19 protein-coding genes are annotated in these 24,377 nt (G+C 48.0%); 8 read left to right on the plus strand and 11 right to left on the minus strand.

Annotated features, from left to right (window positions below; genetic code table 11):
* The first annotated feature begins 134 nt into the window (after nt 1–134).
* Complete coding sequence (locus tag B5Z18_RS26295; protein ID WP_200817363.1) at nt 135–1,589, plus strand: aminoacyl-histidine dipeptidase; 1,455 nt, start codon at nt 135–137, stop codon at nt 1,587–1,589.
* 68 nt (nt 1,590–1,657) lie between these two features.
* On the opposite strand, the gene B5Z18_RS26300 is transcribed toward B5Z18_RS26295, so the two are convergent.
* A complete protein-coding gene (locus tag B5Z18_RS26300) occupies nt 1,658–4,027 on the minus strand; it encodes an ABC transporter permease (RefSeq protein ID WP_079472540.1) in 2,370 nt (789 codons plus the stop codon).
* 248 nt (nt 4,028–4,275) lie between these two features.
* Here B5Z18_RS26300 and B5Z18_RS26305 point away from each other — a divergent pair, with 248 nt between their 5' ends.
* Entirely contained in the window at nt 4,276–5,913 is a 1,638-nt protein-coding gene (locus B5Z18_RS26305; protein ID WP_079472541.1) for a M57 family metalloprotease, read from the plus strand.
* Between the two features lie 142 nt (nt 5,914–6,055).
* Here B5Z18_RS26305 and B5Z18_RS26310 read toward each other — a convergent pair whose 3' ends face one another.
* From B5Z18_RS26310 to B5Z18_RS26325, 4 genes are all read right to left on the minus strand, one after another.
* The gene (locus B5Z18_RS26310; RefSeq protein ID WP_143313714.1) at nt 6,056–6,940 is read right to left on the minus strand and encodes a hypothetical protein; all 885 of its coding nucleotides are present in this window, start codon (nt 6,938–6,940) and stop codon (nt 6,056–6,058) included.
* Between the two features lie 21 nt (nt 6,941–6,961).
* Nucleotides 6,962–8,206 carry an MFS transporter gene (locus tag B5Z18_RS26315; RefSeq protein ID WP_079472543.1) on the minus strand — a complete coding sequence of 415 codons (1,245 nt, stop codon included), beginning with the start codon at nt 8,204–8,206 and terminating at the stop codon, nt 6,962–6,964.
* A gap of 14 nt (nt 8,207–8,220) precedes the next feature.
* Entirely contained in the window at nt 8,221–8,658 is a 438-nt protein-coding gene (locus B5Z18_RS26320) for a MarR family winged helix-turn-helix transcriptional regulator (RefSeq protein ID WP_079472544.1), read from the minus strand.
* 72 nt (nt 8,659–8,730) lie between these two features.
* Complete coding sequence (locus B5Z18_RS26325; RefSeq protein WP_079472545.1) at nt 8,731–9,297, minus strand: Crp/Fnr family transcriptional regulator; 567 nt, start codon at nt 9,295–9,297, stop codon at nt 8,731–8,733.
* A 203-nt stretch (nt 9,298–9,500) separates the two neighbouring features.
* On the opposite strand from B5Z18_RS26325, the gene B5Z18_RS26330 reads away from it, so the two are divergent.
* Nucleotides 9,501–10,187, plus strand: coding sequence for a type 1 glutamine amidotransferase domain-containing protein (locus B5Z18_RS26330; RefSeq protein WP_111579377.1), 687 nt, complete (start codon nt 9,501–9,503; stop codon nt 10,185–10,187).
* Nucleotides 10,188–10,243: 56 nt separating this feature from the next.
* Here the strand turns inward: B5Z18_RS26330 and B5Z18_RS26335 are convergent, their stop codons facing one another.
* Together B5Z18_RS26335 and B5Z18_RS26340 are read right to left on the minus strand one after the other, a co-directional pair.
* Entirely contained in the window at nt 10,244–10,621 is a 378-nt protein-coding gene (locus B5Z18_RS26335) for a DoxX family protein (protein WP_079472547.1), read from the minus strand.
* Nucleotides 10,622–10,635: 14 nt separating this feature from the next.
* Nucleotides 10,636–11,100 (minus strand): DUF2214 family protein, encoded by a 465-nt coding sequence (locus B5Z18_RS26340; RefSeq protein ID WP_079472548.1) that lies wholly within the window; start codon nt 11,098–11,100, stop codon nt 10,636–10,638.
* A 122-nt stretch (nt 11,101–11,222) separates the two neighbouring features.
* On the opposite strand from B5Z18_RS26340, the gene B5Z18_RS26345 reads away from it, so the two are divergent.
* On the plus strand, nt 11,223–11,858 hold the full coding sequence (locus B5Z18_RS26345; RefSeq protein ID WP_159454440.1) for a MarR family winged helix-turn-helix transcriptional regulator: 636 nt from the start codon (nt 11,223–11,225) through the stop codon (nt 11,856–11,858).
* A gap of 156 nt (nt 11,859–12,014) precedes the next feature.
* Here B5Z18_RS26345 and B5Z18_RS26350 read toward each other — a convergent pair whose 3' ends face one another.
* Both B5Z18_RS26350 and B5Z18_RS26355 read right to left on the minus strand, forming a co-directional pair.
* On the minus strand, nt 12,015–12,728 hold the full coding sequence (locus B5Z18_RS26350) for a hypothetical protein (RefSeq protein WP_079472550.1): 714 nt from the start codon (nt 12,726–12,728) through the stop codon (nt 12,015–12,017).
* Nucleotides 12,729–12,844: 116 nt separating this feature from the next.
* The gene (locus B5Z18_RS26355) at nt 12,845–13,783 is read right to left on the minus strand and encodes a hypothetical protein (RefSeq protein ID WP_079472551.1); all 939 of its coding nucleotides are present in this window, start codon (nt 13,781–13,783) and stop codon (nt 12,845–12,847) included.
* 210 nt (nt 13,784–13,993) lie between these two features.
* On the opposite strand from B5Z18_RS26355, the gene B5Z18_RS26360 reads away from it, so the two are divergent.
* On the plus strand, nt 13,994–14,794 hold the full coding sequence (locus B5Z18_RS26360; RefSeq protein WP_079472552.1) for a class I SAM-dependent methyltransferase: 801 nt from the start codon (nt 13,994–13,996) through the stop codon (nt 14,792–14,794).
* Between the two features lies 1 nt (nt 14,795).
* Here B5Z18_RS26360 and B5Z18_RS26365 read toward each other — a convergent pair whose 3' ends face one another.
* Nucleotides 14,796–16,412, minus strand: coding sequence for a family 43 glycosylhydrolase (locus B5Z18_RS26365; protein WP_079472553.1), 1,617 nt, complete (start codon nt 16,410–16,412; stop codon nt 14,796–14,798).
* Entirely contained in the window at nt 16,309–17,193 is an 885-nt protein-coding gene (locus B5Z18_RS26370) for an AraC family transcriptional regulator (RefSeq protein ID WP_079473100.1), read from the minus strand. The genes B5Z18_RS26365 and B5Z18_RS26370 overlap by 104 nt, the downstream gene beginning before the upstream one ends.
* 212 nt (nt 17,194–17,405) lie before the next feature.
* Between B5Z18_RS26370 and B5Z18_RS26375 the strand changes: the two genes are divergently transcribed.
* The 3 genes from B5Z18_RS26375 (at nt 17,406) to B5Z18_RS26385 (ending at nt 24,295) form a co-directional block, all read left to right on the plus strand.
* Nucleotides 17,406–20,366: a glycosyl hydrolase gene (locus tag B5Z18_RS26375; protein ID WP_079473101.1), complete on the plus strand. Its 2,961-nt coding sequence runs from the start codon at nt 17,406–17,408 to the stop codon at nt 20,364–20,366.
* Nucleotides 20,363–21,787, plus strand: a complete 1,425-nt coding sequence (locus B5Z18_RS26380) for an arabinose isomerase (RefSeq protein ID WP_079472554.1) — start codon at nt 20,363–20,365, stop codon at nt 21,785–21,787. Before B5Z18_RS26375 ends, B5Z18_RS26380 begins: the two co-directional genes overlap by 4 nt.
* A gap of 144 nt (nt 21,788–21,931) precedes the next feature.
* Complete coding sequence (locus B5Z18_RS26385) at nt 21,932–24,295, plus strand: ABC transporter permease (protein ID WP_079472555.1); 2,364 nt, start codon at nt 21,932–21,934, stop codon at nt 24,293–24,295.
* Nucleotides 24,296–24,377: the final 82 nt, after the last annotated feature.

Below are 24,377 nucleotides of genomic sequence, written 5' to 3' on the forward strand. Positions count from 1 at the left end.
TAATTAAGCCGCCAAGTTAGCAGGAGCAACAATGTAAAACAAGCACCTACCAAAAAGTAGGGGGCATCAACTGTTTAATACCCCGGATGAATTACCTTTACAAATACCTTCAATCAACGGTTAATATTATTTCAATGGAAATAAAGGACTTATCACCAAAACACTTATGGCAGCATTTTGCTGAGCTGAATGCCGTTCCCCGCGCTTCCAAAAAGGAAGAGCGGGTAATCGCTTTTATGATGGATTTCGGAAAACGTCTCGGCCTGGAAACAGCCAAAGACGCCATCGGGAATGTAGTGATCAAAAAGCCGGCAACACCCGGCATGGAAAACCGGCAAACGGTCATTCTCCAGTCGCACCTCGATATGGTTCATCAGAAAAACAGCGATACCGTATTTGACTTTGATACCCAGGGCATCGATATGTACGTGGACAACGACTGGGTGAAAGCGCGTGGCACTACCCTCGGCGCAGACAATGGTATCGGTGTGGCCGCGATCATGTCGGTACTGGCCGCAAAGGACATCCCGCACCCCGCCATTGAGGCCATGTTTACCATCGATGAGGAAACCGGCATGACCGGCGCCAAACAACTGGACCCGGCTAATTTTTCCGGGAAGATCCTCCTGAACCTCGATACAGAAGAGGAAGATGAACTGACCATCGGTTGCGCCGGCGGCATCGATACCAACACCAAAGGCACTTATAAGGAAGTTCCTGTAGTGAAGGATGCTGTTGCCTTTCACATCAGCATCAAAGGATTACTGGGCGGCCACTCCGGCATGGAAATCCATAAAGGCAGGGCCAACGCCAATAAAGTGATGAACCGGCTTTTGTATAAAGCCGCAGAGCAGGTGAATGTACAGCTGGCCAGCTTAGACGGCGGCAGCCTCCGGAATGCCATCCCCCGCGAATCACAGGCCGTTGTTGCCGTGCCGTTAGCAGATAAGGAAAAGTTCACCCGCGTTATCAGTGAATTTGAAGCCACTATAAAAGACGAATATAAAGCCATAGAACCGTCCTTTGTACTGGAATGCAAAGAAACCGCGGTGCCCTCACTGGTAATGGACCCCGCGTATCTGAGGCAGTTGCTGCGCGCCATTTATGCCGTACCAAACGGCGTATTCCGCATGAGCCCTGATATCGCAGGACTGGTAGAAGCTTCCTCCAACCTGGCCAGGGTACAGGCTAAGGACGGTGTGTTCATTACGCAGTCCCTGCAACGCAGCAGCGTGGAAAGTACCAAAAATGACGTAGCTACCGCGGTAAGCGCCGCATTTGAAATTATTGGCTGCGAAATAAATCAGGGCGGCGACTACCCCGGGTGGAAACCCGATGCCGATTCCGCCGTGCTACGGTTATTACTGGAACTGTATAAAGATCATTTCACGCATACGCCTAACGTAGGCGCCTGTCATGCCGGACTCGAATGCGGCATCCTGGGCGCACACCTGGGCAATCCGGATATGATCTCCTTCGGCCCTACCATCCGCGGCGCACATTCCCCGGATGAAAAAGTACAGATCTCTTCCGTAGGAAAGTTCTACGATTACCTGCTGCATATTCTCCGGGAAATACCGGTTAAATAAATAAGGATCATAAATAACAAGGCTTCCATTCGAAAGAACGGAAGCCTTGTTATTTATGGTAAAAAAGATTAATCGTTCTTCAAACACTTCACCGGGTTTGTGAGCGCTGCCTTTACAGATTGGTAGCTGATCGTAGCCAATGCAATAAAGATCGCCGTCACACCTGCCAGTGCAAAAATATGCCAGCTCACCCGTGCATGATACACATAATGCTCCAGCCAGCGCTGAATAGCATACCAGGCAATGGGAGTCGCAATAAAAATAGCTACCAGGATCAGTTTAATAAAGTCAACAGACAATAACTGCGTAATGCTCATTACGGAGGCGCCTAATATTTTCCGCACCCCAATTTCTTTGGTCCGGCTTTCCGCCATATAGGCAGAAAGGCCTAATAAACCAAGACAGGAAATACTGATAGCCAGTGCGGCAAACAAGCCAGCCAGTACTTTGATACGTTGCTCATTATCAAAATTCCGGGCATACTCATCATCTATAAACCGGTAATTAAAAGGATAATCAGTATTATATTTTCTGAAGATGCCCGCCGTTTGCCGTAGGTTGTCTGCCATTGGCCTTTCCCTGCTGAATCTGATATGCAGGGTGTTAAACCAGCTGCCGGGGCCTTCTATCATCAGCGGTGGAATTTCTTCATAGGGAGAGTTCAGAATATAATCTTTCACCACACCTACCACATGCCAGCTCGTTTTATGATCTGCCTGGGTAAGGATTTGTCCCACAGGTGCATCAAAACCCATTGTTTTTACAGCTGTTTCATTCAGCAGTACGGCGAAGGAGTCTGAAGGATACTGATGGATATTGATATCCCTTCCGGCCACTAACTGTAGTCCCGCTGTTTTTACAAGATCCGCGTCTGTACTGAATAGTGCAATGGTAGGATCATTGTCCGCATTTTTCCCCTGCCAGTGCAGCCCCCACATGTTGGATCCCCGCTCGGTAATGGTGCCCATCGTTTTGGTAACGCTTACGGCTATACCGGAACTGATAAGATCCTGTTTGATAAGTGCATAATTCTTTTCAATATCACCGGCAAAATCTACCCGGATCAGGTCGTCCTGTGAATAACCGGTCTGGCGGTCCTGGGCATAGCGGATCTGGTTGCGTACGGCAATGGTGGAGATAATGAGCACAATAGCAAAGGTAAATTGTATCACTACCAATACTTTTCGCGGTGATAACCACGCACTTGTTCTTTTGAATTTCCGTTGAAAAATACCTGCCGGACTAAAAGACGCCAGGTAGAAAGCCGGGTAACTCCCTGCCAGTGCGCTCGTAAAGAGAATGAAGACAATAGCCGCTATCCAGAATGAGGTCTGCTGATAAGGGACTGTGAGTTGTGCATTCACCAGCTGATTAAATGACCCGATCGTAAAAAATACCAGGATCATTGCGCCTATAACTGCAATACCCACCGTTACAAAGGATTCCGTCATAAACTGCCGGATCAGTAATCCTTTGCCTGCACCGGCTACCTTGCGGATGCCAACTTCTTTAGCGCGTTTTTCGCTCCTGGCGGTACTCAGGTTCATGAAATTGATACAGGCTATTAACAGGATAAAACCCGCTATCACACCAAATAAACGAACAGTGGTAATTCTCCCGCCGGTTGCTTTTCCATTTTCAAAAGATGAATACAGGTGCCATTGACTCAGTGGATGCAGAAAGTGTGTCCATACATCCATCTTTCCGGAATGCCGCCGGGTGAAATCGCTGAACTTATTGTTAAAGGCAGTTACGGAAACATGCGGCTTCAACAGCACAAAAGTAGACGTATTGTTACTGAGCCAGCTATCATTATTCCATCCTTTCTGTTTTAATAACGACCAGGGGAGAAGATATTCAAAATTAAAGCGTGTATTGGAAGGGAGGTCTTTCAGCACGCCGGTTATGGTTACCACATCTTCAGTATTTAACCGGAGTGTTTTATTCAATGCCTCCCCGTTACCAAATAATTTCTTCGCCAGCTTTTCAGTGACCACAATGGAATGAACATCTTTTAGCTGCCCGCCGGGTGCACCTTCCGCCAATGGAAAATCAAACATCTCCAGGTAAGCAGGATCTGCAAACCCTCCTTCAACACCGGTGAGTTGTTTATTTTCCGCCGTAATCAGAAAGCTGTTCACACTGTTGAAGCGGGTGGTGTTTTCCACATCCGGGAATTCCTGTTTTAACGCAGCCCCCAAAGGCTGCGAGGTGCTGCTGATGGCAAATAAACTACCGTTCATGGTGGAAAGCCCATAGGCTTCATACAGCCGGTCCTTATGCGGGTGGAACTTATCAAAGCTGATTTCATGTTGTATCCATATCAGGATCAGGATTACACCAGCCATGCCTATGCTTAGGCCCGAAATATTTATAAAAGAAAACCACTTATTGCGGATTAAATTCCTCCAGGCAACTTTAAAATAATTTTGCAGCATGGCAATGATAATGATTTAGAAAAGATCCCTCCAGTCAGATGCCAGTATTTTACGAGCTGATTGCCAGCTGTTTATATTTTCATTTTTTGGATGACCTGTACGTTTTCAGAAGGGGAATGTCCATTTCTGAACATCTCATGAGGTGAAAAAATACCGATGGAATAAGTATAATTATTACTTTCGCGTCTTAATCGACTAATCTAAAGTAACTAAAATCCTTTTAATCCGATTTATCCAAAAAAGTATCTATGAAGCTGTTAACTAAAATTCTCGTCTGCCTGACGACAGGCATTGTAGTTTTATCATCCTGTAAAAAAGATCATCCGGATGACCACAAAATACCTGCTGCTACTATTTCCAGAATCAACGCACTTGGATTTGATACCCTGAACGTTACAAAAGTAGATGGTGGCTATGTTGTAGAAGGGGATATTTTTTTAACAGAAAATGACCTCGAAACCAGGCAAGGCTATACCACACTCTCTATAGGGGAATCTGATCAATATAAATTTTCCTATACACTGAATGCATTACCACGCGAAATCAATATATCAGTATCCGGTTTACCGGCAGCTTATGTTACTGCTACAGAAATTGCCATCGCCAGGTATAATGCATTGAACCTTCGTGTTACCTTTAAGAAGGTTACCAGCAGTGCCAATGCAGATATTGAAATCCGTGATAATAATCTCGGTAACACCACATTGGCGCGCACCCCTGCTTATCCGGCCGTTCCGAGAAATCCTTCCAGCCCTGTTTTGCTGAATGTAGCCGCGCTGGGTAACAGCCCGGACGAAAACCGCCTGGCAACACTGATCACCCATCAGATTGGTCACGCTATCGGTTTAAGACATACCACTTATGCTAACAACCCTTATAGTTGTACATATAACCAGGTAGACAGAGCCGGAAATAACCAGGTAGAACTGATCAATATTAACGGAACGCCTACAACCGGAGCCGCCTACAGCTGGATGCTGGGTTGTATGGACAGCGGAGATCATCCGTTTAATCCAAATGATGTAGTGGCCTTGAATTACTTCTATGGGAATACGCCGGGCGATTTTGCTGTACCTGCAGCTGCTTATAGAAGAGGTACAAAAGAACTTCATCTGTTTTTAAGAAGCAAAACCAACACTTTACTGGAAAAGACTTACATACCTGGCACGGGCTGGTCGGCATGGAAAGATCTGGGCGGTACACTTACATCTGATCCCGGCGCGGCTTCTAAAGATGAAAACAGTATAGATGTATTTGTAAGAGGAACAGCTAACAATCTGCTCTATAAAACCTGGACTACCACCGGTGGCTGGAGCGACTGGAAAAACCTGGGAGGTAATTTAACTTCCGCACCCGCCGCAGAATCGAGAGCCCCCGGTTTACTTAATATTTTTGCAAAAGGAGCCAATAATGTTTTGCAGACTATTTATTACGGAGAGGGTGCTGGTTGGCTATACTGGCAGAATTTCAATGTAACGGTTATCTCTGCTGCTTCTGCAACATCCCGTTACCCAACTTCTATAGAGATGTACGCACGTGGCGAAGATAACCAACTGGTACAGGGGGTTTGGACAAGAGAATCTGATAGAACGGTGTGGAACAGTGTTGGTGGCTATATTACTTCTGCCCCCTCTGCTGTAGCAAGAGGTTTTCTTACTGTAGATATTTTTGCACTGGGCGTAAATCATAACCTGATAACAACCAACTGGTCTGTTACATCTGCCTGGAAAACATGGGAAAGTATCGGCGCCAATATATATTCAGCACCGGCAACAGCTTCAGCGGACTCCCTTTCAGTGGATATTTTTGCAAAAGGACCAAGTGATAACCTGATGCAGAGAACCTGGACGAAGGCTGCTGGCTATGGTCCATGGATAAACCTGTAGCAGATTTATATTATCTTATAAAACAACCGGCAGTCTGTTTATTTTAAACCGGCTGCCGGTTGTTTTATGAGATCTGGTGTCATAAAGCGCTGAGGCGTTTTACCGGATTCGCCACAAACACATTAATCGTCAACCTACCCCCTCACTTCACATAACGGAAACGGATCATCGCATTTTCTGTTTCTGAAGAAGTCACCTTTAGCTCATACCGCTTGTCGCTGGTAAGAATAATCATTTTAGATGTATTGGGCGGAATATCGCCGAGGTTGTTGGCATGTAATACCAGCTCCTGGTATTCCCGCGAGGCATCTGCTGTAAGATGAATACGCAGCGGGCTCCCGGTAAGCTCCTGCCGGTCGGCTACTTTTACCCCGTTAAAAAATACGCTTACGGTATCATGATCAATGGTGCCGTAATCATACAGGCTGATATCTATAGCCGGACTGCTGATATCATAACTTCCCTGTACGCGGTTTTTACGTTGTTCCGGGACGGGTTTCACTGTATCCGGTGTGGATGGAGCTGCGCCTGCTACCGGGATCGTTTTGCGGCTGCCGGGAATTTCCAGCGCAGCAATTTCCGCCCCGCTGAGTTTCGATAACCGCAGCACTCTTTTGGTATGCACTTTCCCGGTGTATTTTGAATAGCTGATCATGTTTCCCTGTAATACTATTTCTCCATCAATATCAAACAACTTCAGGTTCATAACCGCCAGCCGGGCGCTGTGATTTTTGGGTATGGTGAGGGCATTGAATTTTATTTCTTCAAAGCGCCAGTTATCGGCGCTGTCGTTTCGTTGGCCGGTCACCGTTAGTTCACCATAAAGTTGTGGCGTTTCATAAAACCAGGCGGTGCCGGTGTATTTCCCGGCGGTGGTTTGTTGTATATCCATGATGTAACTGCCGGTGCCATAGTACCATCCCTGCGATTCGGCGGCGGCATAGCCTTTCCATACGCCTTCCAGGTTTTGGGCACGGAGCGCGGTTAACAGGAGAAGCCCGCAGCAGGTTAACAGTATTGTTTTCATCTGATTGGTTAACATATTACCTTAAAGATAAGGTTTCCAGGCATGTGCCGGCAATCCGGCTGCGGGTTGTAATTGTTGCTGCCGGAAAAGGAGTCCGCCGATAATGATGGTCACCACGCCCTGCAGCAGCACGGTATTGGGGGTACCTATCCATTGGGAAACAGCGCCTACCAGCAATCCGCCGAGTGGCTGCATCCCGAAAAATGCCATCGCATAAAAGCTGATCACCCTGCCCCGCATCGCCGGATCTACCGTTGTCTGGATCAGGGTATTGCTGATCGTGATCTGCGACATCATGCCAAAACCTGCTATGGTAGCGAATATCAATGCAATGGGGTAAATGGTGGAATGGGAAAACAGTACGAGCCCGGCGCCGAATACCAGCGTGTTAAGCGCCAGTATCTTCCGGAGGTTTTTTCCAGGTTTCAGGGAAGCGAGGAAAATAGCCCCGCAAAATGCGCCCATCCCGATGGCGCTGTCTATCACCCCAAAGGTGGAGGCATTGCCTTTGAAAATATCTTTGGCATATACCGGCATCAGCGTGCTGTAAGGCAATACCAGCAGGCTCACGGATGCCAGTGTAAGTAATATCAGCGAAATAGCCGGAGTGGCCCGGATATAAGCAAATCCTTCTTTCAGTTCGCCCAGCATATTGGTAGTACGCACTTTGGGGGTATAAGCCGGGAGCTTCATATACAGTAACGATCCTATTACGGCAATAAAGCTGATGGCGTTGATACCAAAACAGATGTCTTCCCCGAATTTTTCGAGCGCCAGCCCGGCGATACCAGGGCCAATTAACCTCGACAAATTCACCATCGAAGAATTCAGCGCCAGTGCATTGGGCAGGTCTGCTTTGTCTTCCACCATTTCATATACCAGCGACTGCCGCGCGGGTACGTCAAAAGCGTTGATGAGCCCCAGGAAGGCGCTCAGCGCAATGATCTGCCACACCTCATAGTGTTTAAAGTAGATCAGCACGGTTAATAAAACCGCCTGGATCATAGAGGCAAACTGGGTCATCAGCAACAGCTTGTACCGGTTATACCGGTCCGAAGCCACACCGCCCAGGAACGAAAAAACAAAGGAAGGAAACATGCTCGCAAAAAGAGTGAGCCCGAGCATGAACTTGGAATGTGTTTGGGAATAGATCACCCAGCTGACGGCAGTTTTCTGCATCCAGGTACCTATCAGTGATATGGATTGTCCGCTGAAATATAACCGGTAATTACGACTCTTGAAAGCATTAAAAGTGCTGATGTTCATGTTAGTTCCCGCTTTTATTCGTACTCCACCAATTTTGATAAAGGTCCGATCGCTGCCTGCAAGATCGCCTGTTCTTCTTTTGTACAAACCTCGCTGATGGCCTTACTCAGCCACTCGTTCCGCTCTTTCCGCACCCGCTGCATCAGCTCTTTACCGGCGGCCGACAAGGAAATGTGAATCTTCCGCTTATCGTCGGGAGATGCGGTTCTGTTGATTAAACCCTGCTGGAAAAGATGCTGGAGTAATTGTCCCATCGATTGCGGCGTCATTTTCTCCATTACCGCCAGTTCGGCCGATAACAGGTAATCGTGTTGGTCCAGTAACACCAGCACAGAGCGTTCACTCTGCGATAACTGCTCGTTGGCGGGCGACAGTTTTCGCAGCTTTCTCACCAGCCTGGCAAGCAGGGGACGGAGTTGTGCAGCAAGTTGATTCGGATTTCCGGAAGCCATATAGTAAGGTAAAGTTATAAGTTTACCTTACAAATATATCAAATTATTTCCGGAGAGAATAAAAAGAAATAGTTATTTCCCGGAGAAACGGCTCAGCGTTTCACGCGATACGCCAAGATAGGCGGCAATCAATGTTTTGGGAACCCGTTGGAAAAGAGAAGGATATTGCGCCAGTAATTGTTCGTAGCGCGACTGTGCATCATTATTAAGCAGCGACAGGATCCGCTGCTGTGACGCCACATACCCGGAAGTGGCTTTCACCCGGAAGAAATGCTCCATTTTATGAGAGGCTTCACAGAGCTTCCTTTTATTTTCGAAAGATAAACACAGCAGGGTGGATGCTTCGATACAATCGATATTGAGATTGGCAGTTGTTTGATTTACGTATGCCTGGTAATCGGTAATCCACCAGTTCTCCATCGCAAACTGGATAATATGCTCTTTCCCTGCTTCATTAAAGTAAGCCGCTTTTAACAGCCCGCTTACCACAAAATATTCATGTCCTACCAGGTTCCCTTCCTGCACCAGGAACTGGTGCTTACGCAGTTTTTTTTCCGTGAAATACGATTGTATATGATCGAATTCCGTATCCGTGAGTGGGGAAATCTGTTCGATATGTTGTCTTAGCACATTACTCATAAGATACAAATTAACATAAAAGCTGTGACCTGCATCACAATTAAATGGTGATCTGTTTCCTTCCGCAGCATACGTTTAAGTACCAACTTTGTGTAAAAATCAGGTAAATGAAAACTAAAAAAACGGGCTTATTGCTGTTACTGTTGCCCTTTCTGGCTTTTCAGGCATATAGCCAACGTACAAAAACAATTAATCATCAGTCTATGAAAAAAATACTTATCGTAGTGAGTTCTTTCGGTGAAGTAAAAAGCACGGGTCATAAAACAGGCACCTGGATAGAAGAATTTGCCACGCCCTACTACCTGTTTACCGATAAAGGGTTCCAGGTAACCATTGCATCACCCGCAGGTGGAAAGGCGCCCATCGATCCAAAAAGTACCGCACCCGATTATAGCACCGAATCAGTAAAAAGGTTTCTTAAAGATCCGGCAGCACAGGAAAGATTGAACCACACGGTGCTGCTGAAAGACGTGCAGGCGGCGGATTATGACGCAGTGTTTTATCCCGGCGGACATGGCCCCATGTGGGACCTGGCAGATAACGCCAAATCCGCACAGCTGATAGAAACATTTTATGCAGCAGGAAAACCGGTAGCACTGGTATGCCATGCTCCTGCGGCGCTGAAAAACGTAAAAGATAAAACGGGTGCGCCATTGGTAAAAGGGAAGAAAATATCGGCGTTCACCAATAGTGAAGAAGTCGCTGGGCAAACTACCGCTGAAGTACCTTTTTCCCTGGAAGATATGTTAAAAGAGCGTGGCGCAAACTATGTAAAAGGGGCCGACTGGCAACCCTTTGCCGTAGCCGATGGCAATCTCATTACCGGCCAGAACCCTGCCTCCGCACAGTTAACAGGCGAAAAAGTAATCGCAGCCCTGGGTGTGAAATAATATAACAATAACAATAAAAAGCCTTCAGACACGCCCGGTCTGAAGGCTTTACTTTTTTAGGCAACAACCACTGGTGGATGCAGTTTGTGATAGTAAACATAAGAAACTACCAGGCTTACAAAAAAGGAGGTGTGACCTATTTCCAGCAGTACGCTGTCGCCGCTCGACAAATGCGCAATGGCCGCAGAAATCAATGTAATGCCAAACCCAAAATAGGCGAACTCCCGCAGCTTCGGCGGCGTAAAGGGCAACAGGAGCGCCAGTGAGCCCAGTAACTTGGCAACGGTCAGCTCTATCCGGAACCAGTTGGGTAACCCCAGGTGGGCGAAGGCGTCCTTCATTTCAGGGTTGAAGGCAAAATTAAAAGCGCTCCATAACATCACGCCGGTGAGAATGAGCGTGGCCGTCCAGTAAATGATTTTATCTTTTTTCATGATGTTCAATTTGATCAGTTGAATTTGTAAACGCTCAACAGGATGATGATAAAAACGAACAATAACTGCACAGTGTGGAACAGGCTGATGTTGCTCCTGATTTTTTGAGCCGTGCCGGCAGACGTTTCAAAGGACTTCTTTAACTGTTTTTTCTGCCGCTGCCCGAAAAGAAATGTGTTGAGGATAATAACGATCACCAGGCCAAATTTCACCCGGAACCACAGCTGTTCCCCAAAAACGCCGTGCGTCATGTACATAATGCCTATGCCGGAAAGAATGATCAGCCCGATCCCCACTCTCATTAATACCGGGAAAACGGATATGGCCTGCATCACGGTGGCAGCCTTGCTTTTATCCAGGTCGTACTGCTTCCAGAATTGCCGGAAACCTACAAAATCCGCTACCGACGTACCGGCAAAGAGCAGAAATCCTATGAGATGGAGCACAACGAAGCCCTGGAAAATAATCTGTGTTGACATCTGACTATGATTTTTATATGACAGAATCGAAATAATAATAGTAAATGTATAGCGAAAATGTAGTAAAAACAAAAAATCCGGAGTATTTTTTCTATTATTGCTTCGAAAATAAAATATATAGCATGAATAAAGCCGTAGAACTGATTACTGAATGGGGGGCGTTTGATGATCAGCATCCGGAAAGCAGCATTGAAGAATTTTGCAGGCACTACCTCGCACACAAGCAAACACGGAAGCCCGTTCCGCCGGAAGGGAAGTTTCTGCCGGTACAAAGTGAAGGTGTATTGATGCGGGTAATCGGAAGGATCTTTAAGTTACATACCATTTACACGGTAGCGGCACTGGACGGTACCGGTATCAACACCATCGATGAATATTCATTGCTCAATACCGTGGCCCAGTTAAAGGAGCCCCGGAAAACAGAAGCGATCTACGCGGCGCTGCAGGAACTATCTACCGGCACAGATAAACTAAACCGCCTGAAAAAGCTTGGCTACCTCGCTGAATATGACGATAAAGAAGACAAGCGCTCCAAACGGTTAAAAGTAACGCCCAAAGGAGAAAAAGTATTGGTCCTGTGCAGACGGCGGATCAGCCAGCTCGCGGAGGTGATGTTCCACGACATGACAGACGACGACCGTAAATTATGCGTTCAGCTGTTGAAAGGGGTGGAAACAAAATTCGCCGGTATCTGGCAGTCGCACAAAGGAAAGGGTTTTGAAGAGATTTATGCGGAGATCATAACGGATAAACGTTAGTACTTCGCCGCACAGAATCGCCGTAGTCGAACCGGGTCATTGATACATGAAAGCTGGCGCAGTTGGGCTTATTAAGAGGAAATAAATTATTACTATATCTCAAAATAAAACGAAAAAGGGCGGGCAAAATTGCCAGCCCTTTCAGTCAATTTGCGTTTACTTATCTACATCCATGCAGTACGTAACACAATGCCATACGCGTTTAAAATCTTTACCTTCATGTTGTCCGCTGGCTTCTTCGGTAAAAGTACCTTCCAGCATGTAACGGCCTGCCCATGCGGGTGAAAAAGTAACGTCACCGGCCTGGCTGGCTTTGAACTTCTTAGTCCATCCCTCCGGCGATTGTACGGTTACTTCACCGGCGGCAGGAACTGCCTTCTTATAGCTTAACTGCACCGTAGCTGGTTGATGCAGCTTGTTTGTTTTTTTGAGATTCGTTAGCAGGGAGAAATCCGTATAGTCTTTTACGTTATCTGCGCCGGTTAAAGAGTTGTTGACTTTCACCAGGCCCATTGCATAATAATGGATCTTACTGCCGCTATATACTTCCTGCACGGTGTGATCAATGGATAACACGTGCGTGCCGGTAACAGTAGGCGTAAAAGTCGCCGTGAAATAATTGCCGTTGGCGGTGCAGGTCAGTTTTTCTTTTTGTCCGTCGGGTTTCACCAGGTACAGGGTGAAATCTTTCATATTACTGAACCAGTTCTGAATAGAATCGCGCTCATTATCTGCATATTCTCCCAGAAAAACTCTCACTTCCTGTGGCTGCCCGATCTTCCCGGTAGTAACGGTTTCAATCCAGATGGCATGGGCAAAAAGCGGCTGAAGGCTACAGCATAAAATAACAGAAAACAGGAATTTTTTCATTATATCTTGATTTATTAGTGGAGCATCATCTGCAATGCGGGCAAAGCTATGCCGGGAGAGGGCCGGACCGGTAGCGAAAAGGGAATATTATTTACGCAATCGGGAAAAATTATCCGTTATTCGATGCTGACGAGATAATGCAGGAGCCGTTGCAGATCCTGGTTCACGGACCGGATGGTAGATTGAAGCTCATTTACCATCGCTGCACGGGTATGAAGGTCGTCGGCTTTATACACACCACCATCACCAAAAAACAGCTGTTTATCGGAGGTGCTGACACTCCCTTCAAGATCAAACCGCTCCCATCTTTTTTTGACATTAGCCGCCAGCGATATCTGCCCGCTGTTACTGAAATGTTTTTCATTCAGCACGTACCAGGTAAAAGGAGGATAAATGGCAGAAGTATCCGGCAGGTACCAGATGTCCGATAATACATTCCGGAAATGCGCGAACCTGATCTTCTTCCCGGCGGCATTGATCGTTAATGCACCCAACCCCGCGGAAAGCAGGCCCCCACCGATGGCAACGGCATTCTGCGGACCATCTTCCTTGATAGCAACCGTCGCAATAGTAGTCAATGCACCGGTAATGATAGATGCCACCGTTAAGCGGGTATTCCTTTTGCTGTTAAAATTATCAAGATATTTGGCCAGCTGGTCGGCCTTTTCGCCTTCACAGTCCAGCTCCGCGGCAATACCGGCAATCTCCATGGTGGCCAGCAGCAGGCGGTGCTGGATCTTCGACCGGAGTTCAGATCTTCTCATCATCCCTTCCAAAGTGGTGTCTCCGCTTATTTCCTTCATCCGCCGGATCAGGAACAGGGTACCGGTAGCATTGGCCATCAATACTTCATGTACCGGTAAATCAGGGTTGGCCTTTATCAGTGAATCGGTATTTTTTAAGGGAATGGTATCCTGGTTGTTGGTGAAGGCGGCGGCCGGAGCGCAGTAGTTGCCGGTAATGGTCAGATCGGTACTGTTGATCACCCGCGTGGTTTTACAGGCGAACAGCAGTGCCGTGCTGGCAAAAAGCAAGAGGAAGCAGCGTGTTTTCATGCAGGCATTTTTCTTCATACACTACAAACAATCTGCTAAATGGTTTGAAAGAACACCTCATTATCCGGATGGCAGTATCCACTGCAGCCCTTTTATAAAAGCAGGTATCGGCAATAGCTGTAAATTAGCTACGTCGTAAAGTATCACTAATTTCTGTTTACAAAATGTTATATTTAAACTCACCTTTTCCTGATCAAACAACAGATCCCCATGAGTAATACCGCGAATGAAAGAGCCGTGATGCCAAAAGACAGCAGCGTTTTAGACAGCCGGAGTTTGCAGAACAGCTATGCTACGCTGATACCATTGCTCAGGGAAGGCATGCGTGTGCTCGATGTAGGCTGCGGCACCGGCGCCATTTCTGCCGGAATAGCCGGTGCAGTGGGCCAAACCGGAACCGTGGTGGGCATCGACAGCAGCGCGCACTTAATCGCCAAAGGCAACACCGATCACGCCGATCTGTCTAACTTAACATTGCTGGAAGCCGACCTGTTCGCCTACAACCCCGCGGAAAAATTTGATCTCATCGTTTCAGCACGTGTACTGCAATGGTTAAGCAATCCGCGTGAAGCGCTGCTGAAATTTAAATCCCTGCTGAAACCCGGCGGATACATTTCTATTTTAGACTACAACCATACCCGGCTGGAATGGACTCCCGCGCCACCGGAAAGCATGCAGCGGTTTTATAAAGCATTCCTCGACTGGCGCGCCGATGCAGGCATGGACAATGAAATAGCGGATCATCTCACTGCCCATTTTGAAGAACTGGGCTTTCATGATATCGCTGTATTGAATGCCGATGAAATATATACCCGCGGTGAAAGTAACTTTGCTGAGAAAGTGGGCATCTGGTCCAAAGTAGCGGAACTCAGAGGCCCACAGGTAGTGGAAAGTGGCTTTAGTACTGAAGAGGAGCGGATCCGCGCCATAGCCGATTACCAGGCATGGATCGGGGAGTCGGCTCAGAAAATGGTGATGAAACTGAAAGATGTAAGGGCAAGGATCGACTAACCTACTTCCCCACATACGTACTAAACTTCAGCACCCGGCCCTTTTCAATAGTAAACACCTGACCGCAATCAGCGCTGTAGCCCGCACCACCACCGGGCGTTTCATCTTTATAGGTGATGCCATAACATCCGCTGCCCGTGGATGATCTGATCACGAACACATAACTGCGTTTGGCCGCTACCGTTATATGCGGCTTTATAGTAACCGGTTGCGGCGACCAGCTGAGGCTATCGCGTGAAACTGCCGTTTCATACAATGCCTTTCCTGCTGCCGGTAAGCCTTTATCATCGGCTGGATAAATGCTGATATGAAGATCGTCATCGGGGTAGCCGCTTTTAAAAGCAGTGATGCTTACAGCCGTAAGCACGCCGGAACGGGTAGGGGTAAAGGTTTGCGAGCGCTGTATGCATCCGTGAATATCGCACTGGAACCGGAAGCCTTCCTGCCCGCTGCTGTTGTCGGGTTTTACTTTCAGAACAGGAGGCAGCGCTGCGCGTAGTGGCAGTGCTATACTGTCTTTACAGATGATAGGTTCAATAGCGCCATCTGCTGCAAAGGAAAGCGGCGCCCAGTAGTAATTGGCCAGCGCTTCATTTTTGGCTGCTTTGTTCCACAGGTCGCTGCCATAAAGGAATACGCTGTCGCCGTTGAGTTTAATAAGAGACACAAAGGAAGGCTGACCTCCGCACGATTGGTCGCTGATCTTCACGCCATCAGACCATGGGCCTAACGGTGAGGCCGCACGACGGTAAGAAGTGCCGGTGCCGGCACAATAGCCGCAATTAGGATCGGAGTACAGGAGGTAGTAAATACCATTGCGCCGGAGAAGCGCCGGCGCTTCCGTATTCCCTTTGGTAACGGCTTTCACATGTTCGCCGCTGCCGGTAAGATAATCTGCGCGGAGCTTTTCTATTACAATGGTACCTTTTGTCTGCCAGTCGGTATACGCAATGTAAGCAGTACCATCTTTATCTACAAAGGTATCATGATCACCGTTGTTCAATCCTGCAACAGCGCCGTTGTTGTTCACTGCCAGCGTTGGCTCCGCCACTTCTGTAAACGGACCGGTAGGATGCTGGCTGGTAAATACGCGGAAGCCTATACGATTATCGTATACATTGATCCACAACACATACTGTTTTGTTTTTTTATTGTAGATCACATGTGGCCGGAAACAACCGTAGGTACTGCCATTGCAGCGTGTTTGCCATACGGGTGTGCGGGCGTCAAATAGAAATCCTTTGTCGGTCCACTGCTGCAGATCTGTGGAAGTATACACTTTGAATCCGCAAAAGGGCGCATCTTTTTTACCCCATTCAAAGCCGCAGCCATAGCTGGTTCCATAGAGGTAGTACGTGCCGTTGAAGTAAGCAATTTCACCATCGTGCGCATCAATGGCGGCGCCTGCAGTGCTGAAGCGGATAGTTTGCTGTTGCTGCGGGTTAAAGTTAATAAGCGATGAATTCGTTTGCGCATGCGCGTTAGCTGCCAGCAGTAATATGCAGCAAACGATATTAAATATCGCCTTGCGCTCTTTTCCGGTATTCCGTGGGCGTAAGGCCGGTCTTCTCTTTAAAGATCCTGGAGAAGTAAAACGAAGAATCAAACCGGAGATCATAGGCAATTTCTTTTACAGATACAGCGGGGTCATTTAATAATTCCCTCGCTTTTTCTATTTTAAGTTGTATGTAATACTGGAACGGAGATAAGCCCGTATATTTTTTAAATTCTTTCCTGAACCACGAATAGCCTACCTGTAGCTCTTCTGCCGCCTGCTCCGGTGAATAATGCTGAGAGATGTTGGCGCGAAACAGCAGTCGTGCTTTATTCATCAGCTGCTCTCTTTCTTTATTCCCGTTTACCTGTTGCTTCACGAGGTAGTGGATGTTTCCCATCAGGTGAAGGGCTGCGCCGGCAATGAGCGGCTGGTAGCCAGGGTTCTCCTGTTTTGTTTTTTCTATAATGAGATGAAACAACTGCAGCGTGCCTTCCTGGAAACCGATATATAAACAGGGCTTTTCCCGTGTAAAAAAATTCTCTTTCAGCAGGTTATCGAGTACAGGTCCTTTCATACCTACCCAGTACTCATCCCAGCCGGTTTCGGCGAGCGGCCGGTACCGGTGTCTTTCTCCGGGAAATAGCAGGATGATGGTACCGGCTTTTATTTCCTGCTGCCGGCAGCTGTCTGATTCAAAAATACCTTTCCCGCTGGTGATATAAATAACCTGGTACTCGTTCAATACCCTTCCCTTTTTCCAGTTGAAATGATGATGCGCAGGATGATTTTTTCCCGGATAGATGTCTGTTGCTGCTACCTGCGTACAGCCGGTATTCAGCACCCACAGTCCCCAGTTCTCATCTTCCCTGCTTACAGGCAGGTATTTATAATAGTTCATCATAACGCTTCCTTCTTTTACATAAAAATATAAAAAGCCGGAAAGGAATGGGAAAGTAATAAGAATTTCCGCCACCTGCCGGGATTATGTCAGAAAGTACAACTGAAATATCAAATAATTCATCCCGCTGCGACTAGTTTTATTCCGGCTAAAATAATCCACTGATGATAGCTCTTCGTCCACGTTATTTTCTGTTATTTTTTTCCGGGAGATATATGCCTTACCGTTACCTTCTTTTGTTCCTATTATGGCAGGTAATTTTCGTACAGCCGTTATCGTGTCAGCTGTCTGAATGGAAGCAGGGCTTTTCAGAACCGCCTGCCAGCGCGCGTCCTGGCGCATATTGGTATTTTATGGATGGTAATTTATCAAAGGAAGGTATTACGGCCGACCTGGAGTCCATGAAAAAAGCGGGCATCAGCAATGTTACTTTCCTTGAAGTGAATGTAGGCATTCCCCGCGGTAAAGTTGATTTTCTCAGTGAGGCCTGGCAGGATCTTTTTGTACATGCAGTGCGGGAAAGCGAGCGGTTGGGGATTGAAGTTACCCTGGGCATAGGACCCGGCTGGTCGGGGAGTGGCGGTCCCTGGGTAACGCCCGCCCAGTCTATGCAGCACCTGGTAGCCTCCGCTACCCATGTTTCCGGTAACGAAAAAAAGATAGTCAGGTTGCCGGTGCCATCTCCCAAAACACCTTATTTCGGGGAAGATGTTTTTACCCCCGGTCTGAAAAAGCAATGGAACGATTTTTATAAAGATGTGGCTGTACTGGCGTTTCCTACACCCGCCCATGCGCAGCACATTACAGATATCGGTGAGAAAGCATTGTACTATCGCGCGCCATTTACCTCTGTGTCCGGCGTGAAGCCATACCTGCCGTCTCCCGGCGTGTATGATACATTAGCCGGGATTGCAAAGGATCGTATCATTGATCTTACTGCCGCGCTGCAACCGGATGGAACCCTGCGATGGACCGTACCTCCCGGCAACTGGACCATCCTGCGTTTCGGCGTACGGAACAATGGCGCCATCACCCGCCCGGCGCCATTCCCCGGATTGGGATTTGAAGCCGATAAGTTTGATACTACCGCTATTAATGCACACCTGGATCATTACATCGGTACGTTGCTGCGTAAATTAGGAAAGCAAAATTCCGCATTGCCAGGCGGATTGAAACGCCTGCACATGGATAGCTGGGAGATGGGCGCTCAAAACTGGACGCCGCATTTCCGGGAGGAATTCAGGAAAAGAAGAGGCTATGATCCGCTGCCGTTTTATCCCGTGTACACCGGGAGCATTGTGGAGAACAGGGAAATCAGCGAACGCTTTTTATGGGACCTCCGGCAAACTGCGCAGGAACTGGTATTGGAAAATCACGCCGGGCATGTGAAAAAATATGCGCACGGGCGCGGATTAGGTTTGTCGATAGAACCCTATGATATGAACCCCACCGCCGATCTTGAGCTGGGCGCTATCGCAGATATCCCGATGTGCGAGTTCTGGAGCAAAGATCTCGGCTTCAACGCAGCCTTCAGCTGTATAGAGGCGGTGTCGGTTGCGCATGTGAACGGGCAGTCACTGGTGCCATCCGAAGCGTTCACGGCGCAAAATGATGAGGGCTGGAAACAATATCCCGGTGTTATGAAAAACCAGGGCGACTGGGCCTTTGCGGCGGGGATTAACCGGTTTGTGTTTCATACTTTCCAAAGCCAGGTGCTGGCTGATTCGTTGCGCCCCGGCATGACGATGGGGCCTTATGGAGTACACTGGGACCGCAACCAAACATGGTGGCCGATGGCAGGGGCATATCACCGTTATTTATCGCGGTGCCAGTACCTGCTGCAACAGGGAACCACGGTAGCGGATATACTCTATTTAACACCGGAAGGATCGCCGCATGTATTCCAGCCGCCACCATCGGCATTGTCTGGTGATGCCGTATTGCCCGATCGTAAAGGATATAACTTTGATGGCTGCGCACCCGGACAATTATACCAGGCCACCGTACAAAACGGTCGCGTTGTATTTCCCGGTGGTGCCAGCTACCGCATATTGGTATTGCCTGCTGTCACCACCATGACGCCGCAACTACTGGAAAAGATCCGGTCGCTCGTACTGGCCGGCGCCGTGGTTACCGGCATACCGCCGCAGCATTCCCCCGGCTTATCCGGTTATCCCGCCTGCGATGCCACGGTGCAGGCAATCGCCGTAACGCTCTGGAAACAGCCTGCTTCCGGCAAAGGAAAAGTAATTTACAGCACTGCACCGGAGGGGCAATTGTACCCACACTATGATAGCACGGCTGCTATCCTCGCGGCAATGGGCGTGCCGCCGGATCTGGAAGCAGGTGAAAATATCCGTTACACACACCGCACTACCCGCAACGCCGACTTATATTTTATCTCCAACCGGAGCAACGCACCGGTTAGCAGCAAGGCTATTTTCCGTAGCCGTAATGGTGCGCCGCAGCTATGGGATCCGATGACAGGCAGGATCCGGGCACTCCCGGAATTTACCGCTTCCGGAACACGCACCACTGTTCCGTTACAGCTGGAGGCAGGAGAAAGTTGCTTTATTGTTTTCACAAAAGAAACGATCGCAAAGCCCTCATCTTCCAAAAACTTCCGGAAAAAAATAATCATAAAAACACTGCAGGGCGACTGGCAGGTAGCCTTTGATCCAAAATGGGGCGGCCCGGAAAGCGTAACATTCAACCCACTGCAGGACTGGACACAACGGCCCGAAAGCGGCATTAAGTACTACTCCGGCATGGCGGTGTACCGTAAAACATTTGATCTGCCCGCAGCCGGAAAAAAAGCATCGCTCCTGTTACAACTTGGCGCCGTCAATAACCTGGCAAAGGTTACACTAAACGGAAAAGAACTGGGCGTACTGTGGTGTGCGCCCTGGCAGATTGATATCAGCAGCGCCGTAAAAGAAAAAAATAATCTCCTGGAAATAACCGTTGCCAACCTGTGGCCTAACCGCTTAATAGGCGACGAACAACTTCCTGACGATGGCATAAAAAACGGGCAATGGCCCGAATGGCTGCTGAAAGGCTTACCCCGCACCAGCGGAAGGTATACTTTCTCCACCTGGAAATTTTATACAAAAGATTCCCCACTGCTACCATCCGGATTACTGGGGCCGGTTACCATTCAAAAAATCACACCATGAATACATTGAAAATTGGCCTGTTTGGCATAGGGCTCGCTGCTTATTGGGAACAATTCGAAGGACTGCAACAACGGTTGTCCGGCTATATTGATATCGTGCATCAGCAGTTGCAGCACTATGGCGCCGATATCGTTAATCTCGGATTAATAGACACGCCGGAAAAAGCGTTCGAAGCAGGCAGCCGTTTCAGGAAAGAAGACGTAGACCTGATCTTTTTATACGTAACCACCTATGCATTATCTTCCACGGTTCTACCGGTAGTGAAACGGGCAAAGGTACCGGTGATCGTATTAAACCTTTCTCCGGCCGCAGCCATTGACTACGCTACATTTAATAAGCTCCCCAACCGCACCACCATGACTGGCGAATGGCTGGCCTTCTGTGCCGCCTGTCCCGTACCGGAAATAGCCAGCGTATTCAAACGTTCACACATCCCTTTTTACCAGGTAACAGGTATGCTGCAGAACGATCCCATTGTTTGGGAAGAAGTGGAAGAATGGATCGCCGCCGCCAAAGTAGCGCACACCTTATATCACAACAGGCTTGGCTTAATGGGTAACTATTATGGCGGCATGCTGGATATCTATTCCAATCTTACTTTACACGCCGCCGTATTCGGCGGGCATATGGAAATCATCGAGGTAGATGAATTATCAGGACTCCGCAATACGGTCAGCGAAACAGAAATTACCGCCAAACTCCAGGAAGCACAGCAGGTATTTGACATCCAATCCGATTGCTCGCCGGAAGAATTGCACCGCGCCGCCAAAACCGCTGTAGCACTGGATAAGCTGGTAGAAAAGCATCAACTGGGCTCCCTGGCATATTATCATAAAGGAAGCGGCAATGCAATAAATGAAGATACCATGAGTTCCGTGATCATGGGCACCTCGCTCTTAACAGCACAGGGCATCCCTGTAGCCGGGGAGTACGAAGTAAAAAACGCACAGGCCATGAAGATCATGGATAGCTTTGGCGCAGGTGGCTCCTTTACGGAATACTATGCAATGGACTACCAGGATGATATTGTACTCATGGGCCACGATGGGCCTTGTCATCCTGTAATAGCCGCCGGTAAAATAAAGTTAAAGCCATTACAGGTATATCATGGAAAAGTAGGAAAAGGATTATCAGTAGAAATGTCTGTGGCACATGGTCCGGTAACCCTGTTATCTGTAGTGGAAACAGCAGATGGAAAATTGCAGTTCCTCCTGGCGGAGGGCGTGTCTGAAGCCGGTCCTATTCTTGAAATCGGTAACACCAACAGCCGTTACCGGTTTCCCATCGGCGCCAGGAATTTTGTGGAAGCCTGGAATGCAGAGGGGCCGGCGCATCATTGCGCAGTAGGCAAAGGGCATATAGCGTCGCGGATAAAAAAGCTGGCGGAGTTGTTGGGGGTGGAGGTTAAGCAGGTTTGCTAACTTCTCTCGTATAATATAAGCGGTCAGCCACTGTATCAAAAACGAACACATTATTTTAAAAATAACTTTTTAAATTACTGGAACGTAAACCATTTTCGGTGTGGCATGTTTTTTCAACAGGTGCTGTAACAGATATCATCTATCATGATAAGAAACTACTTCAGGATTGCATGGCGCAACCTGGTCCGCAATAAAGCATTTTCTTTTATCAATATCCTGGGGCTGGCGCTCGGACTGGCCTGCAGCCTCCTCATGATCCTGTGGGTGCAGGATGAAAAAAGCATGGATGGCTTTCATGCCAACAGTGATAAACTGTACCAGGTATATGTGCGCCAGTCGTCCGGAGGTAAAGTAGATGCCGGGTATCTCACACAGGGGCCACTGGCAGCAGAGCTGAAAAAAGAAGTGCCCGAAGTAGCTTATGCCAGTGGCTTTCAGGCTTTCCCGCCTGTTGCGTTACGGGTGGGGGATAAAGTAATGAAGATCACCGGCGCGTATGCCGGTGCCGATTTTTTGCAGATGTTCAGTTATCCTGTATTAGCAGGCACAAAAGCGTCTGCCATCGATAAACCCGGTACCATTGCTATTTCCAGGCACCTCGCGGAATTGTTTTTCGGCGGCCCGGAACAGGCGTTGGGAAAAACACTGCGTTATGAAGACACGGTAAGCCTGTCTGTTACTTCGGTATACGATGTGCCGGCCAATTCATCACAACAGTTTGATTTCCTCCGCAACTGGGAAGACTTTACAAAGAACAACGCCTGGACAAAAACCTGGGGCAGCTTTAGCCCGCTTACGTATATCCGTCTCCGTGATAACGCCGACGCAGGTAAAGTAGCCGCCAAAATAAAGGACTTTGTTTATAATTACCAGCCACGCAACAACAATTCCTATACAGAATTAGGCTTGCAGCCTTACAGCGAAAAATACCTGCATGCAGTATTCAGTAATGGCATCCCCGATGGCGGACGTATTGAATACGTGCGTCTCTTTACCCTGCTGGCAATATTTATCATGCTTATTGCCTGTATCAATTTTATGAACCTCGCTACCGCCCGCTCTGTAAAAAGAGCAAAGGAAGTGGGGGTGAGAAAAGTAGTAGGCGCCCTGCGTTCTTCCCTCATCATTCAATTCATCGGGGAAGCCATGCTGCTGGCATTTTTGTCACTGGTAATTGCCCTGTTGTTGGTGGTGGTACTGTTGCCTGCCTTTAACCACATCAGTGGAAAGCAATTATCATTGCCCATCTCCCAACCTGTATTCTGGGGTACTTTACTTGGCCTCACGATACTCACCGGCTTTGTGGCCGGCAGTTATCCGGCATTGTTCCTGTCGTCTCTGAACCCGGTACGGGTGCTCAAAGGAAGTCTGAAATTTGGCTCCGGCGCAACCAATTTCCGCAAAGGATTGGTAGTGTTTCAATTTACGCTGTCCATTTTGTTAATGATAGGCATGTTTGTGATTTACCGCCAAATGGATTATGTGCAAACGAAAAACCTGGGCTACGACCGGCAAAACCTTATCTACATTCCTATTGAAGGTAGCCTGATCTCGAAATACGATGTATTCAAAGAAACTGCCGCCAACCTGCCCGGCGTGCTGGCCATTTCTAAAATGAAGGAAACACCTACGGTGATACAACATCATAAAGGAGATATCAGCTGGTCGGGAAAAGATCCGGACGATGTTCCCTCTTTTGCCGATGCAGCAGTAGGCTACGATTTTATAAAAACCATGCACCTCACCTTACTGGAAGGCCGCGATTTTTCCCGGGAATTTGGAAATGATTCCGGCAGCTATATCCTGAATGAAAGCGCTGTGAAAAGGATCGGTTACCAGCATCCGGTAGGACAACCATTCACACTCGGAAATGTTTCCGGCACTATCGTGGGCGTACTCAAAGATTTCCATTTCAACTCCATGCACGACGCTATAGAACCGCTGGTGATCCGCCTGGATGAAAAGCCCAAATGGGGTACTGTACTGGTAAGAGCCGCCGAAGGCAAAACAACGCCGGTGCTGGCCGGACTGGCAGCGATCTGCAAAAACTTAAACCCTGAATTCCCCTTTACTTACCAGTTCTCTGATGAAGAATATACGAAGCTGTATAAAAGTGAACAGATGGTAGGGCAGCTGTGTAACTACTTCGCTTCCCTCGCCGTATTTATTTCCTGCCTCGGGTTATTCGGACTGGCCATGTTCACCGCCGCGCAACGTACAAAAGAGATAGGCGTGAGAAAGGTGCTGGGCGCTTCTGAATCCAATATTTTTATATTGCTGTCGGCAGGATTCCTGAAGCCTGTATTTATAGGGATGCTCATCGCCTTCCCGTTGGCCTGGTATATTATGAATCATTGGCTGGAACACTTCGCCTATAAAACAGACCTGGAATGGTGGATCTTTGCCGGCGCAGGACTCATCACTATTATTATTGCTTTACTCACAGTCAGCTTTCAAAGCATCCGGGCCGCCGCCATGAACCCCGTGAAAAGCCTGAAAACAGAATAATCCTACTTATTGGGGCGCTAATTCCCCATTATACCGCTAAAAATACGGCCATAGCAATGGCATGTGGATTGCCGGTACATTC

The sequence above is a fragment of the Chitinophaga ginsengisegetis genome, assembly GCF_900168065.1.
In the GTDB taxonomy this organism is placed as follows: domain Bacteria; phylum Bacteroidota; class Bacteroidia; order Chitinophagales; family Chitinophagaceae; genus Chitinophaga; species Chitinophaga ginsengisegetis.

What these genes read in the sequence shown, in the direction of transcription:
- B5Z18_RS26355 (WP_079472551.1), bottom strand. Translation starts at nt 13,783, where the DNA reads ATGAAAACACGCTGCTTCCTCTTGCTTTTTGCCAGCACGGCACTGCTG.
- B5Z18_RS26350 (WP_079472550.1), bottom strand. Translation starts at nt 12,728, where the DNA reads ATGAAAAAATTCCTGTTTTCTGTTATTTTATGCTGTAGCCTTCAGCCG.
- B5Z18_RS26365 (WP_079472553.1), bottom strand. Translation starts at nt 16,412, where the DNA reads ATGATCTCCGGTTTGATTCTTCGTTTTACTTCTCCAGGATCTTTAAAG.
- B5Z18_RS26380 (WP_079472554.1), top strand. Translation starts at nt 20,363, where the DNA reads ATGAATACATTGAAAATTGGCCTGTTTGGCATAGGGCTCGCTGCTTAT.
- B5Z18_RS26375 (WP_079473101.1), top strand. Translation starts at nt 17,406, where the DNA reads ATGCCTTACCGTTACCTTCTTTTGTTCCTATTATGGCAGGTAATTTTC.
- B5Z18_RS26310 (WP_143313714.1), bottom strand. Translation starts at nt 6,940, where the DNA reads ATGAAAACAATACTGTTAACCTGCTGCGGGCTTCTCCTGTTAACCGCG.
- B5Z18_RS26295 (WP_200817363.1), top strand. Translation starts at nt 135, where the DNA reads ATGGAAATAAAGGACTTATCACCAAAACACTTATGGCAGCATTTTGCT.
- B5Z18_RS26330 (WP_111579377.1), top strand. Translation starts at nt 9,501, where the DNA reads ATGAAAAAAATACTTATCGTAGTGAGTTCTTTCGGTGAAGTAAAAAGC.
- B5Z18_RS26300 (WP_079472540.1), bottom strand. Translation starts at nt 4,027, where the DNA reads ATGCTGCAAAATTATTTTAAAGTTGCCTGGAGGAATTTAATCCGCAAT.
- B5Z18_RS26315 (WP_079472543.1), bottom strand. Translation starts at nt 8,206, where the DNA reads ATGAACATCAGCACTTTTAATGCTTTCAAGAGTCGTAATTACCGGTTA.
- B5Z18_RS26325 (WP_079472545.1), bottom strand. Translation starts at nt 9,297, where the DNA reads ATGAGTAATGTGCTAAGACAACATATCGAACAGATTTCCCCACTCACG.
- B5Z18_RS26370 (WP_079473100.1), bottom strand. Translation starts at nt 17,193, where the DNA reads ATGATGAACTATTATAAATACCTGCCTGTAAGCAGGGAAGATGAGAAC.
- B5Z18_RS26340 (WP_079472548.1), bottom strand. Translation starts at nt 11,100, where the DNA reads ATGTCAACACAGATTATTTTCCAGGGCTTCGTTGTGCTCCATCTCATA.
- B5Z18_RS26305 (WP_079472541.1), top strand. Translation starts at nt 4,276, where the DNA reads ATGAAGCTGTTAACTAAAATTCTCGTCTGCCTGACGACAGGCATTGTA.
- B5Z18_RS26360 (WP_079472552.1), top strand. Translation starts at nt 13,994, where the DNA reads ATGAGTAATACCGCGAATGAAAGAGCCGTGATGCCAAAAGACAGCAGC.
- B5Z18_RS26320 (WP_079472544.1), bottom strand. Translation starts at nt 8,658, where the DNA reads ATGGCTTCCGGAAATCCGAATCAACTTGCTGCACAACTCCGTCCCCTG.
- B5Z18_RS26335 (WP_079472547.1), bottom strand. Translation starts at nt 10,621, where the DNA reads ATGAAAAAAGATAAAATCATTTACTGGACGGCCACGCTCATTCTCACC.
- B5Z18_RS26385 (WP_079472555.1), top strand. Translation starts at nt 21,932, where the DNA reads ATGATAAGAAACTACTTCAGGATTGCATGGCGCAACCTGGTCCGCAAT.
- B5Z18_RS26345 (WP_159454440.1), top strand. Translation starts at nt 11,223, where the DNA reads ATGAATAAAGCCGTAGAACTGATTACTGAATGGGGGGCGTTTGATGAT.